This window comes from Trebonia sp. (genome assembly GCF_030042015.1).
Lineage (GTDB): Bacteria > Actinomycetota > Actinomycetes > Streptosporangiales > Streptosporangiaceae > Trebonia.
On the sequence record NZ_JASIAL010000166.1, the window covers coordinates 1 to 15,692 of the forward strand.

16 protein-coding genes and 1 pseudogene are annotated in these 15,692 nt (G+C 68.3%); 8 read left to right on the forward strand and 9 right to left on the reverse strand.

Going from position 1 to position 15,692, the window contains the following annotated elements; genetic code table 11:
- The 7 genes from Q1N79_RS08435 to Q1N79_RS08465 all read right to left on the reverse strand — a co-directional run.
- A partial coding sequence (locus Q1N79_RS08435) for a 4Fe-4S binding protein (RefSeq protein WP_300606329.1) occupies positions 1 to 1,073 on the reverse strand: 1,073 nt, incomplete at its 3' end.
- 125 nt (positions 1,074 to 1,198) lie between these two features.
- Entirely contained in the window at positions 1,199 to 1,609 is a 411-nt protein-coding gene (locus Q1N79_RS08440; protein ID WP_300606332.1) for a carboxymuconolactone decarboxylase family protein, read from the reverse strand.
- Positions 1,606 to 2,811, reverse strand: coding sequence for an acyl-CoA dehydrogenase family protein (locus Q1N79_RS08445; RefSeq protein ID WP_300606334.1), 1,206 nt, complete (start codon positions 2,809 to 2,811; stop codon positions 1,606 to 1,608). The genes Q1N79_RS08440 and Q1N79_RS08445 overlap by 4 nt, the downstream gene beginning before the upstream one ends.
- Positions 2,812 to 3,570 (reverse strand): enoyl-CoA hydratase-related protein, encoded by a 759-nt coding sequence (locus tag Q1N79_RS08450; RefSeq protein WP_300606337.1) that lies wholly within the window; start codon positions 3,568 to 3,570, stop codon positions 2,812 to 2,814. It lies immediately after the preceding gene.
- A gap of 5 nt (positions 3,571 to 3,575) precedes the next feature.
- Positions 3,576 to 4,601: a TIGR03617 family F420-dependent LLM class oxidoreductase gene (locus Q1N79_RS08455; RefSeq protein WP_300606338.1), complete on the reverse strand. Its 1,026-nt coding sequence runs from the start codon at positions 4,599 to 4,601 to the stop codon at positions 3,576 to 3,578.
- Between the two features lie 14 nt (positions 4,602 to 4,615).
- Positions 4,616 to 5,479: an SDR family oxidoreductase gene (locus tag Q1N79_RS08460; protein ID WP_300606341.1), complete on the reverse strand. Its 864-nt coding sequence runs from the start codon at positions 5,477 to 5,479 to the stop codon at positions 4,616 to 4,618.
- 37 nt (positions 5,480 to 5,516) lie between these two features.
- The gene (locus Q1N79_RS08465) at positions 5,517 to 6,659 is read right to left on the reverse strand and encodes an acyl-CoA dehydrogenase family protein (RefSeq protein ID WP_300606344.1); all 1,143 of its coding nucleotides are present in this window, start codon (positions 6,657 to 6,659) and stop codon (positions 5,517 to 5,519) included.
- A 265-nt stretch (positions 6,660 to 6,924) separates the two neighbouring features.
- Between Q1N79_RS08465 and Q1N79_RS08470 the strand changes: the two genes are divergently transcribed.
- The 8 genes from Q1N79_RS08470 (at position 6,925) to Q1N79_RS08505 (ending at position 14,365) form a co-directional block, all read left to right on the forward strand.
- Entirely contained in the window at positions 6,925 to 7,755 is an 831-nt protein-coding gene (locus tag Q1N79_RS08470) for a TIGR03619 family F420-dependent LLM class oxidoreductase (protein WP_300606347.1), read from the forward strand.
- Positions 7,752 to 8,765, forward strand: coding sequence for an enoyl-CoA hydratase/isomerase family protein (locus Q1N79_RS08475; protein WP_300606350.1), 1,014 nt, complete (start codon positions 7,752 to 7,754; stop codon positions 8,763 to 8,765). Before Q1N79_RS08470 ends, Q1N79_RS08475 begins: the two co-directional genes overlap by 4 nt.
- Positions 8,766 to 8,810: 45 nt before the next feature.
- The gene (locus Q1N79_RS08480; RefSeq protein ID WP_300606353.1) at positions 8,811 to 10,112 is read left to right on the forward strand and encodes an amidohydrolase family protein; all 1,302 of its coding nucleotides are present in this window, start codon (positions 8,811 to 8,813) and stop codon (positions 10,110 to 10,112) included.
- A gap of 111 nt (positions 10,113 to 10,223) precedes the next feature.
- The gene (locus Q1N79_RS08485; protein ID WP_300606356.1) at positions 10,224 to 10,970 is read left to right on the forward strand and encodes an NAD(P)-binding domain-containing protein; all 747 of its coding nucleotides are present in this window, start codon (positions 10,224 to 10,226) and stop codon (positions 10,968 to 10,970) included.
- A gap of 53 nt (positions 10,971 to 11,023) precedes the next feature.
- Entirely contained in the window at positions 11,024 to 11,773 is a 750-nt protein-coding gene (locus tag Q1N79_RS08490; protein ID WP_300606359.1) for an SDR family NAD(P)-dependent oxidoreductase, read from the forward strand.
- A gap of 35 nt (positions 11,774 to 11,808) precedes the next feature.
- Positions 11,809 to 12,579 carry an SDR family NAD(P)-dependent oxidoreductase gene (locus Q1N79_RS08495; protein ID WP_300606362.1) on the forward strand — a complete coding sequence of 257 codons (771 nt, stop codon included), beginning with the start codon at positions 11,809 to 11,811 and terminating at the stop codon, positions 12,577 to 12,579.
- A gap of 20 nt (positions 12,580 to 12,599) precedes the next feature.
- Entirely contained in the window at positions 12,600 to 13,607 is a 1,008-nt protein-coding gene (locus Q1N79_RS08500; protein WP_300606365.1) for an NADPH:quinone oxidoreductase family protein, read from the forward strand.
- Positions 13,608 to 13,609: 2 nt separating this feature from the next.
- Positions 13,610 to 14,365: an SDR family NAD(P)-dependent oxidoreductase gene (locus Q1N79_RS08505; RefSeq protein ID WP_300606368.1), complete on the forward strand. Its 756-nt coding sequence runs from the start codon at positions 13,610 to 13,612 to the stop codon at positions 14,363 to 14,365.
- 29 nt (positions 14,366 to 14,394) lie between these two features.
- On the opposite strand, the gene Q1N79_RS08510 is transcribed toward Q1N79_RS08505, so the two are convergent.
- Positions 14,395 to 15,450 (reverse strand): phosphotransferase family protein, encoded by a 1,056-nt coding sequence (locus Q1N79_RS08510; RefSeq protein ID WP_300606371.1) that lies wholly within the window; start codon positions 15,448 to 15,450, stop codon positions 14,395 to 14,397.
- Positions 15,447 to 15,692, reverse strand: a pseudogene (locus Q1N79_RS08515) (acyl-CoA dehydrogenase); the annotation flags it as partial. The pseudogene Q1N79_RS08515 and the gene Q1N79_RS08510, both read right to left, overlap by 4 nt.

Genomic DNA, 15,692 nt, shown 5'->3' on the forward strand with positions numbered 1-15,692 from the left:
CTCCCTGCAAGCTTGCGCAATCGAGAGGCCTTGTGTTCGACGATGGTCCGGCGCTCGGGACTGAGTTCTCCTAGGGTCGGCTCGAGCTCCGCGGTCACAGCCGAAATCCGCAGCCCTGGCACCCGCGCGAGTCCCTCCAGCTCCGAGGCAGTGAAGGCGGCGTGCTCGATACCCCTGCGGCCAACGAGGACCACTTCCCTGACGTTGCTGGCTGCGAAGGCCTCGAGTGCGTGTTGCGCGATGTCGGTGCGACGAAGCCGGTCTACCCCGGAAAGGAGGACTCTTGCTACATCGATGGCCACGTTGCCGTTGCCCACGACGACCGCCCGTTCCCCGGACAGATCGACCGCGAGATTGGCGTAGTCGGGGTGGCCGTTGTACCAGCCGACGAAGTCGGCGGCCGAGATCACGCCGGCCAGGTCGTCGCCAGGGATGCCGAGGCGCCGGCCGGCGGCCGCGCCGGAACCGACGATGACCGCGTGATGGGTCGACGCCAGCTGCTCGAACGTTACGTCGCGACCGACCTCGACGCCTAGGTGCAGCGAGACCGAGGAGCGGGCAAGCGTGCGCAGGAACTGGTCCCCGATCGCCTTCGTCTCAGGGTGGTCGGGCGCGACGCCGTAGCGAACGAGGCCGCCCGGCGCGAGCAGCCGCTCGACGACAGTGACCTCGACCTGAAGCCCCCGCACTGAGGTGAGCGCGTCGATCGCGTAGCAGGCGGCCGGCCCCGTGCCGATCACGGCAACGCGCAGCGCTGACGGCTCCGCCACCGTGAAGGCCGGCAGCCGCTTCTGCTCCTGGGGGTAGCCGGAGTTCTCTTCTACGGCGAACCACGCACGCGCTAGATCGGCGAACGGCTGATCGCGTTCTTCCAGGTCGTAGTCGGGGACAACGGCGTGAACCGGGCAGGCATCGACGCACGCGCCGCAGTCGATGCAGGCGTCAGGGTCGATGAAGAGGAGCTCCGCGCTGCCGTATCCAGGCTCGCCCGGCGCCGGATGGATGCAGTTGACCGGGCACGAGAAGGCGCAGGCCGAATCGTTGCAGCAGGTCCCGGTGATCACGTGCGTCATGCCGCTCCCCCATCGTCACCGGTCGGTTGCGCGGCCGAGCACTTTCGGGCGACTCCACCGAGATGCGTCTGCATATGTAGACGATAGGCAGCAAGTCGGCTGCGTCCCAGGGAGCGAAGACGGCCCTACGGCGCCGGCTTGGTTGCGGCTCGTCGTGCGCCGACCTTCTCGATCACGTCGCTCACCGTCGACCAGGCCTGGTGTGCCTGCGCCACGCCTGCGTACACACCGACATGTATGAAGAGGTCGACAAGCTCGTCGGCGGTCACGCCCAGACCCATCGCCCCGGCGACGTGGTTGCGCAGCTCCCGCTCGGCGCCGATCACCGCGAGCATGGCGACGGTGATCAGGCTCCGGGAGCGGTCGTCGAGATGAGTGCGCGACCAGGAGTCGGCGAAAGCATGCTCGAAGAGGATCCGGTGCAGGTCGCCGGCTGACTCCGGTTCGCCGTCGTGGGCAGCCAGGGATAGCTCCGCGCCGAAGATCCGCCGCATGGTGGCCAACGCGTCGGCGGTCCGGTCTGACGACTCGGTCATGACACGCTCCTCGGAATCTCGTTCCACGGCGTGCCGGGGTCCGGCCCTGGCTCGCGGGGCAGGCCGAGCACCCGCTCGCCGAGGATGTTCCGCATGATTTCCGACGTGCCGCCCGCGATCGTCGTGCACTGCACCCCGAGATAGGTGAGCACCGGATCCTCGAAGTCGAGCACCGGATCCTCGCCGAACGGCGCACCCGGGCCGTAGCCCCAGACCAGCATGCCGTTGGCGCCGATCAAGTTGACGACGAACTCGGCGATCTGCTGTCGGAGCATCGCGTAGGAGAGCTTGAGGAACGAGCCCTCCGGGCCAGGGACACCCTGCTCCCGCAGCGACTGGGCTCGGATGGCTCCCAGGCGCAGCACCTCGGCGGACACCCAGAGCTTGACCAGCTGGTCCCTGCGGACGGGATCGTGCTCCTGCTGGGCCGCCCACGCCTCCAGGGCGGCCGCGATCGGCCCCTCGCCGCGACCGCGCAGCTCACCGCCGATCGCGACCCGCTCGTTCATCAGGGTCGCCGTGGCGACCTTCCAGCCCTCCCCGACGGGACCCAGCCGGCTGCTGTCCGGGATCCGGACGTCATCAAGGAAGACCTCGTTGAACCAGTCGGAGACGCCGGTTATCTTCCGAAGGCCGCGAACCTGCACGCCCGGCACGTGCATGTCGAGAATGAACGCGGTCAAGCCCTTGTGCTTGGCCACCGTCGGGTCGGTGCGGGCGATGAGCAGCCCGAAGTCCGCCTCGTGCGCCAGCGACGTCCAGACCTTCTGCCCATTGACGACCCAGTCCCCGCCGTCGCGAACCGCCCGAGTCGACAGGCTCGCGACGTCGGAGCCCGCGTCGGGCTCACTGAAGAGCTGACACCACAGTTCATCAGAGGTGTGAATGGGGCGCAGATGGCGAGCCTTCTGCTCCGCAGTGCCGAAGGCGACGATGGTCGGGCTGCACATCCCGATGCCCATCGGGTTGCGAGTCCATGGGACGCGTCGGCCCGCCGCGGCGAGCATCTCCTCGATCACCTGCTGCAGCTTCGGCTCCATGCCGAGTCCGCCACAGCCGGGCGGGTACTCGATCCGCGTCAGGCCCGCGTCGAACTGCGCGCCAAGGAACTCTCGCTCGCCGGCATCCCGGAACTCATCGAGCAGGCGAAGGACACGACTGCGCACCTCCGCTTCCTGCTCGTCGTCTATGTCGCGCTGCACTCACGCCTCCCCACCATTTGCGCTGTCTCGCCGCGATCGCAGCGACGCGTGGAAGTCGCTGAATGCCGGCGGCGTCTGCGCCGTGAACTCTTGGAAGCACCGCCATTCGACAGCGAGCGGCCCGGCCTCGGCGAGTGCCGAAAGCTCGTCGTACATGCGCTTGATCGCCAGCCGCGGCCCCCGCGGAACCCGGGCGATCTGCTCCGCGATCTCGACAGCCCTGGGCAGCAGCCGCTCGTGCGGCACGAGCTCGTTGATGAGCCCCACGCGCAGTGCGGTGTCCGCGTCAACGAGCTCGGCGGTGTAGCCCATCTGCCGGGCGAACGCGACGCCCGTCCGCGCAGGCAACCGCACGGTCATGCCGCCGCCGGGTACCGTGCCCACCCTGCCATGCGTGTCAGCGAATCGCGCGTTCTGTGAGCCAATCATGAAGTCACACGCCAGCGCGATCTCCAGGCCCGCCGTGACAGCGGGCCCGTTGACGGCGGCAATGATCGGCACGCGTGAGCTGCCGAAGGCGTCGTCCAGCCAGCTCCGCGGGATGAACCCGTGATCGGCTGCCTCGGCTAGATCGAGCCCGGCGCAGAACGCCGACCCGGCTCCGGTCAGCACGATGCACGCCGCGTCCTGGCTTGCTGCGATCGACTCCCTCAGGCCGTCGGCCAGCTCGCTGCTCAACGCGTTCCGCTTCTCCGGCCGGTTCATCGTGAGAATGGCGACCTGTCCGCGGCGCTCGGCCACGACCACCTGAGCCGACAAGGCGGTCACGATGCGCCCGCAGCCAGGTGGTGCGCGATCTCGCCCAGCTCGCGCCGCACGCCGGACTGGGGCGAGTAGAGCGTCACCCTGTCGGCAATCGGCCCGAACCGCACGGCGACTTCTGCCGCGACCTGCTCCGGCGTGCCGACGACCGCGAAGCCGTCGAGCACCTCGTCGTCCACGAGGTTCGTCATCAGGTCCCATCGGTCAGCGCGACCGCTCTTGGACAGCTCGGTGAGCTCTGCGCCAAGATGGTGCCACCCGTGGTGTTCGAGAACGGGGTGGTATGCCGGGGTCGAACCGTAGAACGCGATGCGCTCGCGCGCCTCGCGACGTCCCGACTCGATCTGCCGCTCGCCTGAGCCCGTCACAACCGTGGCCGTCGCGCTCAACTCGACGTCGGAGCGAGTGCGACCAGCCTTGGCGATCCCGCGCTCAAGATTGGTCAGGGTGTGCGCGGCGATGTACCCAGGAGTGCTGAACGCGTGGGCGATCAGCCCGTCGCCGACCTCCCCCGCGACGCTCGTCATCTCAGGACCGACCGCGGCCATGAAGATCTTCGGGTTGCCGAACTCGTTCGGGCCTGGTGAGAAGAACTCGTTCATCAGCGTGTGCCGGTAGAACCGGCCCTCGAACGTCAGCCGCTCACCGGTGGCCCAGGAGCGCCAGATCGTCCGCAAGGCACGCACGTACTCGCGCATCCTCGCGGCGGGATGGCTCCATTCCATCGCGAACCGCCGCTCGATGTGCGGCCGGACCTGCGTCCCTAGGCCGAGGACAAACCGGCCCCTGGACGCCGTGGCCAGGTCGTTCGCCTGGTAGGCGACCGTCATCGGCGACCGGGCGAACGCCACCGCGATTCCGCTGCCTATCGAGATTCGCTCGCTGAGCAGGCTCGCTCGCAAGCACTGCATGAGGACGTCGTTTTTCGTCTCCCCAATCCACAGCGTGTCGAAGCCGTCCTCTTCCGCCCGGCGTACCACCGTTGGCAGGCTTGCCATGTCGTCCGCGAGAGGCACGTCGATCTTCATCGCTCTACCTCGCTCTACCTCGCACCCGGTCTCCGCGGCGACATGGTGGTCCTGCGGAGTTCTTCCGCGAAGTCGAGATCGTCCAGGATCGACGCCGTACGCGCCTGGAGCATCTCGCGGAAGTCCGCCGGCACGGGGATCCGGAACCGTCCTGCGGCATGCGCGGCGACTGTGAGCCGCCCGAGCTCCACCGGATCCAGGCCGTCGTCCGGGATCGCGGGGAACGAACCCGGCTCGGCCGAAGCGCCGTCGCTGCCCGGCGCGAACCGGGCGGATGTCTCGTTCATCTTCGTCGTGACAAGGCCAGGACTGAGCATGGTCACAGTGATGTCCTCCTGTGCGAGCTCGTGCCTGAGGATCTCGGCGTAGCCGTGCAGTGCGTGCTTGGTGGTCGTGTACATGCCGCGGTGGCTGCCGTCCCATGACTGCATGGTGGGAGCGATCAGCGCCGACATGGACGCGGTGATGATGAATCCGCCCGGACGGCCGGCCCTGCGCAGCACAGGGATGAACGTGCCGACGGCACGGGTGACTGAGAGGAAGTTGAACCGGAGCATCCAGTCCCACTCGGCATCGGTCGCATCGGCAAGCGGCTTCTCATGGGCGATGCCGACATTCGTTGAGACAACGTTCACGGGGCCGAGGCTCTGCACCGCGAAGCTCGCGAACTCCTCCAGCGACCTGCTGGAGGTGCCGTCGACGGCGAGCGACACGGCCTTCCCGCCGACAGCGGCGATCTCATCGCGGACGGCGGCTGCCGTGTCAGGGTCGATGTCACCGATCGCCACGCCGAGACCAGCGGCACCAAGCGCCAGGCTGATCCCCCGGCCGATGCCGCTCCCGCCGCCGATGACCGCGGCGTTGCCCGCCAACTCCATTGCCTTCCCCTTCTCCCAGCCGCTGCCGCCACGTCGGCTAGATGCCAAGCCGATCCGCCAGGATGGCACGGTGATGGGTGCCGTCACCGAAGAGCAACTCCGAACTCTTCGCCCGCTTGAAGTACAAGTGGGCGGGGTGATCCCAGGTGAAGCCGATGCCGCCGTGGATCTGGATCGTGTCGGCTGCGACATGCGTGAACGCCTCCGAGCAGTACGCCTTCGCCATGCTGGCGGCAATCGGCAGGTCGGCGGCGTCTGCGTCAGCGACCTCGGCCGCGTAGTAGGCCGCTGTTCTCGCGGACTCGACCTCGACGAACAAATTGGCGCAGCGGTGCTTTACAGCCTGGAAGCTGCCGATCGGGCGCCCAAACTGAACTCGCGTCTTGGCATAGGCAACAGCCATATCCAGTGCCCGCTGGGCTCCCCCTATCTGCTCAGCGGCGAGGCCAACGGCCGCCAGGTCCAGCGCCTTCGAGATCACCTGCCAGGCGCGTCCCTCGGACCCGACAAGACGTGCGGGCGTCTCCTGGAACGATACGCGCGCCTGCTTGCGGGTCTGATCCAGCGTCGACAGCGGCGCCGCCTGCACCCCCCCGGCGTTCGGGTCGACTGCGAACAGTGAGATGCCATGGTCAGTGCGCGCGACAACGAGCTGCAGGCTTGCTATCGTTCCGTCCAGCACAAACGACTTCTCCCCGCTGATCTTCCACTGCCCGTCGCTCATCGTCGCGACGGTCGAGACTCCGCTGCAATCCCAGCGACCCGAGTGCTCGGCGAACGCAAGGGTCGCCACAGTCGTGCCATCGGCGATGCCCGGCAGGTACTGCGCCTTAGCCTCGTCGTCGTCACAGCTCAGCAGCACGCCGACCGCAAGGACCACGCTTGAGAAGAACGGGGCGCAGAGGAGGGCACGGCCCATCTCTTCGAGGACCACGGCCAGCTCGCGATACCCGAAGCCGGAGCCGCCATACGCCTCCGGAATCGCCAGGCTCTGCAGCCCGAGCTGGCGGGCCATCTGGTCCCACACGGCAGGGTCGTAGCCATGATGGGTGTCCATCAGTCGACGGACCTCTGACTCCGGAGAGCGGTCTTCCAGGAAGCGACGGACTGTGGAGCGCAACGCCTCGCGTTCCTCGGTGTACTCAAACGCCATCAAGAGCGGACCAATCTGCTGGCTCACTGCAGGACGGACAGACTGTCCGTTCGACGGCATTCAATGAATCAGAGCAACCAACTCGCGGCCAAGAACGAATGACTACATTGATCGTGAAGGCTGCGTACTCAATCCCGGACCCTCCCGCCTGTACCACGGCGAATCGCGCGCCAAGCGCGGTCACGGATTCTTCGCGCCTGCGCTCACCCGCTCCCGCGCATCGCCCGGCAAGCCTTCGACCGGCTACCTTGTGCGCGAGGCCATTGGAAAGCCATCGAAAAGCGAGGCGCGTGTGCGACCACACATCGGGTTGGTCCTCCCCAACAGCGTTCCCGGCGGAGACCGGGTCCTCAACGAGCTCGCCGAGGCGGCGGAAACACTCGGCTATCACTCGCTCTGGGTCACCGACCATGTCGTCGGGGTCCGCGCTATGCGACCTGTGTACGAGTCCTACTGGCTCGAGGCTCTCACCACGCTCACCTGGATCGCGGCCCGGACCTCGACGATCCGGGTCGGCACCGGCATTCTTGTCGTGCCGCATCGCCATCCGGTGCTGGCGGCGAAGATGCTCGCGACCCTCGACGTGCTCAGCGATGGACGCCTTGATGTCGGGGTCGGTGCCGGCTGGAGTCGTGTCGAGTTCCGGGGGCTCGGCGTGGAACATCTCTACGACGATCGCGGGAAGGCGACCGCCGAGGCGCTCGATGTGATCCTCGCCTGCTGGCGCGGTGGCGAAATCTCCCACGAGGGTGCGTACTACAGCTTCAGGCACATCGAAAGTGACCCGGTTCCCCGGCAGCGGCCACACCCGCCGATCTGGGTCGGTGGTCATTCGCGATCGGCCATGCGGCGAGCGGCGCGATTCGCCGACGTCTGGCATCCGGCAGACCTGACGCCACAGGAGGTCTCAGACCATGGCACAGAGCTCGACGAACTCGCGGGACGCCCGATTCGACGCTCTGTCCGGATTCATGTGAACGGCGAGCAGCTCGGCTCGGTCGCGGACCTCGTGGACGCGTACGCAGCCGCGGGCTGCGCGGAGGTCGTCCTCGAGTTCACGGTCACGGACTCCGGGGAGCTCACCAAGCTCGCCAAGCGCGCCGGCGAGAAGCTGGGTCTGTGAAGCAGCTCAGCATCGCCGATCTTGCCGGGGGCGCCGCCAGGCACACCGGCGACCCCCTCGCGGATCCGTATGCCGTGGTGGGGCTGGACGGCGCTGACTGGGCGGACGTGGACTTGCTCGACCGTGCCGTCGAGGCCCTGGAGCAGCCGAGCATCGTGCTGATCGGCACGAGCGGCACGGGCCTTCCGACTGCGGCGGCGCCGCTGCTCGAACATCTGACGCTCACGCTTGCACCCTGCGGACCCGGCGGCACCTGGGTCCGCGACGGCAACTTGAGCGACATCGCCTCGAACGTCGGGGGCTCTCCCCTGGCCGCCCAGACGCTGGCGCATCTCCTGATCGCTACGTCGGGCGCCGATCCCCGTACCGGAATGGAGCTGGAATCGGCGGCGTACTCGGCGCTGCTTGCCGGACCCGAGTTCGCGCATTGGCTGCACTCACGAGTACGGCGGGAGAGCGCGCGCACCGGCCACGAGGTCCTGCTCGACCGCGCCGGCAACACCCTGACAGTCACGCTCAATCGACCTGATCGCCACAACGCCTTCAACGCGACGATGCGCGACGGTCTCGTGGACGCGCTGGAGCTGGCCCACCTGGACCCGACGATCTCGCAGGTTGTGATCCGTGGAGCGGGAAAATCGTTCTGCTCCGGTGGCGACCTCGATGAGTTCGCAACGGCACGGGACCCGGTTTCCGCCCACCTGACGCGAACGGCGCGTAACGCGGGGCTGGCCGTGAACCGCATCCGTGACCGAGTGCGAGTCACCCTTCATGGCGCTTGCATCGGCGCCGGGATCGAGGTTCCCTCCTTCGCCGGCACTGTCACGGCCGATGAGACGGCCTGGTTCCGCCTGCCTGAGCTCGCGATGGGCCTGATTCCCGGCGCCGGCGGCACCGTGGGCATCACCAGGCGAATCGGCCGCTGGCGCACCGCGTACATGGCGCTGTCGGGCGCACGAGTCGACGTGGACACCGCGGTGGAATGGGGGCTCGTCGATGGCCGCCGATGACCCGATGCTGATCCATGTCTCGATGCCCGTTCCGGGGGTGCGGGCGTGAGCGCCGTCTTCCGCGACGCCGACCTGGATGGCCGGCGAACGGATGTGCTTGTCGCGGGGGACGCCGTCATCGGCGTCGGAGACGGACTGGCCGCTGACGAAATCATCGACTGCAACGGATGCGCACTGCTGCCTGGCCTCCATGACCATCACATTCACGTGCTCGCCCTGGCCGCGAGGCAGCACAGCCTCGACGTCAGCGAGGGCGACCTGGCCCGTGCGCTCAAAGCGGCTCCGGGCACGGGGTGGATCCGGGCGACCGGCTATCACGAGCCCGGCGAGAACCGCCTGGACAGACACCTGCTCGACGCGCTGGTTCCCGATCGTCCTGTCCGGGTGCAGCACCGGAGCGGCGCCCTGTGGGTCCTCAACAGCCGGGCTCTGGAGCTTGTTCCCCTCGATTCCTCTCCTGACGTCGAACGCGACGAGGCGGGAGAGCCGACCGGCCGACTCTGGCGCTACGACTCGCGCCTGCGCGCGGCGCTTCCCGACAGCGTGGTGGACATGGCGGCCGTCGGATCGGCTCTGGCGTCGTACGGCATCACGGGAATCACCGACGCCACTCCCGACCTTGACAGCGCCGGGCTCGCGCTGCTGGACCTACTCCCGCAGCACGTGACAACACTGAGCGCGGCCGGCACCGGTCCGCGCAAGCTCGCACTCAGAGACCACGACCTGCCAGCGCTCGACGAGCTCACGAAGCTGGTCGAAGACGTGCACGCTGCGGGGCGCCCGGTCGCCGTTCACTGCGTGACCCGTGTATCGCTCCTGTTGACGCTCGCCGCCTTGGAGAGCGCAGGCGCCGTAGCCGGCGACCGCATCGAGCACGCGTCGGTGGTCCCCGATGGCAGCGCTGACCGCATCGCCCGGCTGGGCTTGCGGGTGGTCACGCAGCCGTCATTCCTGACGGTCCGGGGCGATGACTACATCCGGGACGTAGCCGCTGATGACCTGCCGTGCCTTTACCCGTACGCCAGTCTGCTCGCCGCCGGCGTTCCGGTGTGCGCCTCGAGCGACGCGCCATACGGACCGGTCGACCCATGGCAGGCCATTCTGTCCGCGCGCGACCGGATGACATCGTCAGGCACGACGATCGGCGGCAGCGAGCGCGTACCGGCACGTACGGCCCTCGATGGCTATCTCTCGGCGGCCGACGAGCCCGGCGGTCGTCCGCGCCGGATCGAACCTGGCGCCCCGGCAGACCTCGTGCTGCTCATTCGGCCACTGGACGACGCCCTGCGACGACCGTCGGCGGAACTGGTGCGATCCACCTGGATCGGGGGGACCCTCGTAACCTAGAGCCGCTGCACCCCACTGTGCAGGCTCGGTACACGCAGTGTTGAGAAAGCGTTGCTTTTTTCCTTCCACGTCGCGTGGTTTCGTCTCTGGCGACGGGAAGGAGTGCCGGCGATGACGACGGTGACACGGCGGCCCGGAACCTGCCCCCTCCGCATCGCGTTCGTCGGGGTTGGCCAGACCGGCACCGCGATGTTCCGGCGCCTGGCGCACGCGGGACATGACGTAGTCGCTATCCCGCACAACCAGGACCATGCGCACCGGCTCGGGGCCGCCGGTATCCCGGTCTTGCACGTCGCGCCGGGAACCCTCGTCAGCTCGCATACCACCGGCGATCCCGCTGTGCTGCGGCGCACCGATGAGGACCTGCGCCGACGCGGCAGCCAGGCGGTCGAGGGCACCCTCAGCGGCGACGCTGCCTCCATCGTGCAGGGCCGGCTCACCGTGATCCTGTCAGGCGATCACGCGGCCATCGCGCGGGCGGAGGACGTGCTCGGCTCATACACCGACGTCACGATCCGCTGCGGATCGCTCGGGCACGCACAGCGCCTCAAGCTGCTCAACAACCTGACCTTCGTCGCGAACGCGCAGCTCGCGCTCGAGGCGCTTGCTGCCGGGACCGAGCTCGGGCTCGACCCTTCGCTGATCACGCAAGCCCTGATGGCGAGCAGCGGAGCGAGCCGCGCACTCGGGATTATCGCGGAGTTCCCCGGCACGGACGCCTTCGTCGACCAGGTCGGGCGCTACATGGTGAAAGACGTCGCTGCCTGCCCGCGTGTCATCGACTCGCTCGGCATTGACCTGCCGCACCTCAGCGTGGCCGCGGCAAACGGACCGATCGCGACCAGCGCCACCGCCTGACCTCACCGCAACCAGGGACCCCGACCGTCAGACCGCGTCAGCCAGGAGGGACCGTGTTCCAGGGGAAGATCGCCGTTGTCACCGGCGCCGCAGCCGGGATCGGCTACGGCCTCGCCAAGGGCTACGCCGAGGGCGGCGCGGCCGTTGCATTGCTCGACATCGACGAGAGCGCGCTCGACCGCGCGGTCACGACCCTCGAGAGCGACGGTCACACAGTGGCGGGCCTGGTGTGCGACGTCTCGTCGAGGGCCGCCGTCGACGAGGCGATATCCGCGGCCGTCAGCACGCTCGGTGGCATCGACATCCTCGTGAACAACGCGGGCCTGCACCTGACGCACTACAACAAGCCGTTCGGCGAGCTGTCCGAATCCGACATCCGCGCGCTCTTCGACGTCAACGTCCTGGGCGTCGTCAACTGCAGCCGCGCTGTCGCTCCCGCCATGAAGGCGCGCGGCGGCGGCGCGATCGTCAACATCGCCTCGGTCGCCGGCTACATCAGTCAGACTCCATACGGCGTAAGCAAGCTCGCCGTGCGCGGGCTGACCATCGCCTTCGCGCACGAGCTGGCCGAGTGCGGCATCCGCGTCAACGCGGTGGCGCCGGGACTCATCGGCACCGACAGCACGAATGCAGACATCCCCGAGGGCTTGCGCGAAGAGATCGTGCGCACGCGACAGCTCGTCCACCGGCAGGGGCGCGTGGCCGACATCGTCGATGCGATCCTCTACCTCAGCTCCGGTGCCGCCTCGTACGTGACCGGAGAGACCCTTAAGGTCGCCGGGGGCAATGCACTCCAGATCTGAGCATGCGGGAACGCACGGACAGGAAGGGGACAGCGATGGGTGCAAGCGAACCGGACCTCACCGGCAAACGGGTCATTGTCACCGGCGGCGCGAGCGGGATGGGCCGCGGAATCGTGTCTGGCCTCTCGGCCCGTGGCGCATCGGTTGTCTCGTTCGACCTAAACGCGGAGGCGGGCAAAGACGCGGCGGACACGGCGGGTGCCCGCTTCGTGCAGGTCGACGTCACCGATCAGGCCTCGATCGACGCGGCGTTCGCCGCGGCGGCCGAGCACCTCGGCGGGCTCGATGTGCTCGTGCACGCCGCCGGCGTCGCCCCCGGTGCGCCCGCCGAACAGACCGACCTCGACACCTGGGACACCTGCATCGCGGTCAACGCCACTGGCACGTTCCTCACCAATGTGGCTGCATGGCGGCTGATGCACGAACACGGCGGGAAGATCATCGACTTCGCATCCGGCGCCGGCATCACCGGTCTTCCCGGCAAGTCGGCGTACGCCGCCGCCAAGGGCGCAGTCGTCGCGTGGGTGCGATCAATCGCGGTGGAGTGGGCGAAGCACGGCATCACGGTAAACGCGATCGCACCGTCGATCTGGACGCCGATGTATGACAGGACCCGAGCGTCCATGACGCCCGAACAGCTCGCCGCTCACGACGCGGACCTGGCCGCGCGGATACTTATCGGGGGCAAGCTCGGCGACGTCGACAGCGACCTCGTGCCCGTGATCGCCTTCCTCGTGAGCGACAACTCCCGCTTCATCACCGGCCAGATCTTGCCGGTTGACGGCGGGCTGCTGATGATGCGGTAGCAGGCGGTGCAATGGGGGTGGTGCCTTTGAAGGCGTGGCTGGCGGAGCGTCTCGGCGAACCAGAAGACGTGATGGCGCTCCGCGACGTACCGAGCCCTACTCCCGCGGACGGCGAGGTGCTCCTGCGCGTGCGCGCAGTCTCCCTCGGCTTCCCCGACGTGCTGATCGTGCGGGGGGAGTACCAAACCCGCCACGAGCTGCCTTTCTCACCCGGCTCGGAGGTGTGCGGGGAAGTCGGCGGCGAGCGGGTCGCCGCGGTGGCCGTGGGTGGTACCGGCGCGCTCGCGCAGTATCTGGTCGCCGACCCGCGCTACGTCTACCCTGCACCGACGTCGCTGAGTGATGCGGAGACTGCGGCGCTCCCCGCCGCCTTCATGACGGCATGGTTCGGATTGCACGAACGCGGCCGGCTGCAGCCCGGCGAGACCGTGGTCGTCACGGCCGCGGCTGGCGGCGTTGGAAGCGCCGCCGTGCAGCTCGGCCGGGCGGCCGGGGCGCGCGTCATCGGGATCACCCGTGGGAGCGCCAAGACAGCGCGGATACGCGAGCTCGGCGCGCACGTCGTCATCGACTCGACTGCGGAGGATGTCGTCGCACGGGTCCGCGAGGAGACCGAGGGGGGCGGTGCCGACGTCGTGTTCGATGTCGTCGGCGGGGACGCGTACCACGCCGCGTCGAGGTACGTCGGCTGCGGAGGGCGGATACTCGTCGTCGGCTTCGCCAGCGGTGAGGTGCAGAGCGCTCGACTCAATCGTCCGCTTCTGGGCGGCTTCTCCATCGTCGGCGTGAACATGTCGCTCCACCTCCGGCACGAGCCGGATGCGGTCCGCGAAGCCATGTCCGCGATCGCGAAGCTGTGCGACGCAGGAACCGTCAAGCCCTTCGTCGGCGTCACCGTAGGCATGGCCGATGCCGCGCACCAGCTCCAGCGCATCGGCGCCGGACTCACCTCCGGACGCGTCGCCGTCGACCCCTGGCAAGTCGCCGTCGACCCCTGGCGACAAGCCGCACCACAACTCAGGGAGTGACCGTGGGCGAAGACATGTTCGACCTGACAGGAAAGGTGGCCGTGATCACCGGCGGCAGCCGGGGCCTGGGCAGGGAGCTCGCGCTGGGGATGTCTCGCGCCGGCGCGGACGTCGTGATCGCCAGCCGCAAGCTTGCGAACTGCGAAACGGCTGCCCGGGCAATCACCGCCGAGACTGGCCGGCGCGCGATGCCGTACGCCCTCCATGCGGGCCGGTGGAACGAGGCTGAGCCGTTTGTCGACGCCGTGTACGACGAGTTCGGGCGCTGCGACGTGCTCGTCAACAACGCCGGCATGTCCCCCCACTACGACAAGCTCACAGACGTGAGCGAGCAGCTCTTCGACAGCGTGGTGAACCTGAACTTCAAGGGCCCGTTCCGGCTCTCTGTGCTGTTCGGCGAGCATATGAAGGCCGCGGGAAGCGGCTCGATCATCAACATCAGCTCTACGGCGTCGGTACGACCGCCCGTGTACGCACTTCCGTACGCCGGAGCTAAGGCGGGCCTCAACGCGCTTACCGAGGGCCTGGCGAAGGCGTACGGCCCGGAGGTCCGGGTCAATACGATCATGGCAGGCATGATGCGCACAGACATCGCGAAAAGCTGGGACGAAGAGATCGCCCAGGCCGACGCGCGACTCACCGCGCTGAAGCGGATCGCCGACCCGGCGGAGTTGCTGGGCGCGGCGCTGCTGCTGGCGTCGGGCGCCGGCAGCTACATCAGCGGCGCCACGCTGCGGGCGGACGGGGGAATTCCGTAAGCTGGGCCGGGAGGGCACCCTTAGGTTAGTTAGGCGCCTCCGACGGCATAGGGCGTGCTCTCCGCCAGGTCGGCTGCCTGGCGCATGAGATCTTCGACGATCGCCGCGAATCCCTGGAGCACCTGGTCCTCACCGGCCTTCTGATAGCCCTGCTCCAGAACAATCGCGAGCTTCCAGCGCGCGAGCACGAGGTAGTAGTCGAAGTCGTCGACCTGCCGTCCGGACACTTCGGCGTAGTGCGCAGTGAGCTCGTCGCGCGGCGGCATCCCCGCGATATCGACGGTCGAGGCGATACCGGCCGTCGGCACACCACGGTCCGGCCAGTCGCGCAGGCACGCTGCGAGGTCGAGCTTGGGATCGCCGATCGTCGCCATCTCCCAGTCAACGATCGCGGCGAGCCGGCCCGGGGCGCCGTGCGCGAACATCACGTTACCGAACTGGTAATCGCCGTGCATGATCCCGGGCACGAAGTCAATCGGACGATGCCTGCGCAGCCACTTCGTGGCAACGTCCATCCCGGGCACGACGCGACCGCGCGCGTTGCGGTGGAACTCCAGCCAGCGGTCGACCTGCCGGTCGTGGAAGCCCTCGGGGCGCCCGAAGCCGGTGAGCCCGGCCGCCCGCCAGTCGACCCCGGCGAGCAGCGCCGCTCCCCTTACCAGCTCGCGGGCGAGCCCCGGGCGAAGACTCGGGTCGCTCAAGAACGGCTCGACCACACCGCGAGTGCCGGCGGCGCTCATCGGCGACCAGCCGTCAACGAAGCCCATCAGGTAGAAAGGGCGACCGAGAACCGAAGCGTCAGCACACAACGCCACGGGATCGGCGTGCGGAACGTCCGTGCCCTTCAGGGCCGCAAGCACCTGCCACTCACGCAGGATGCCCTTGTCCCTTCCCGGCGCGGCATTGGGCGGCGGCTTGCGCAGCACCATGTGCCGTTCGCCGCGCCGTACTTCGAAGATCTCGTTCTGCGTGCCGACGGCGATATACCGCACGTGGAGTGGCCCGGACTCGATGATGCCGACGGAGTCCATCCATTCGGCAAGCCGGTCGACGTCGATCGCCGGAGTCAGCCTCGGCGAGGTCACAGACTCGCCGCCAGCTGCTGCTTCAGCCACTCCTGGGCGGCTTGGCGGCGCGTCGGTATGTGCTCGCTCGGCCACGGCCCGGTCGTAGGCCTGTAGCCGCGCAGCACCTGACGGGCGACCGCCGTCTGGTGCACCTCGGTAGGCCCGTCCGCGAGCCCGAGCGTCATGCCCAACGTGAGGAAGTGGACGAGCGGCAGGTCATGCGTGGTACCGAGGGCACCGTGGATCTGGATAGCGCGCCG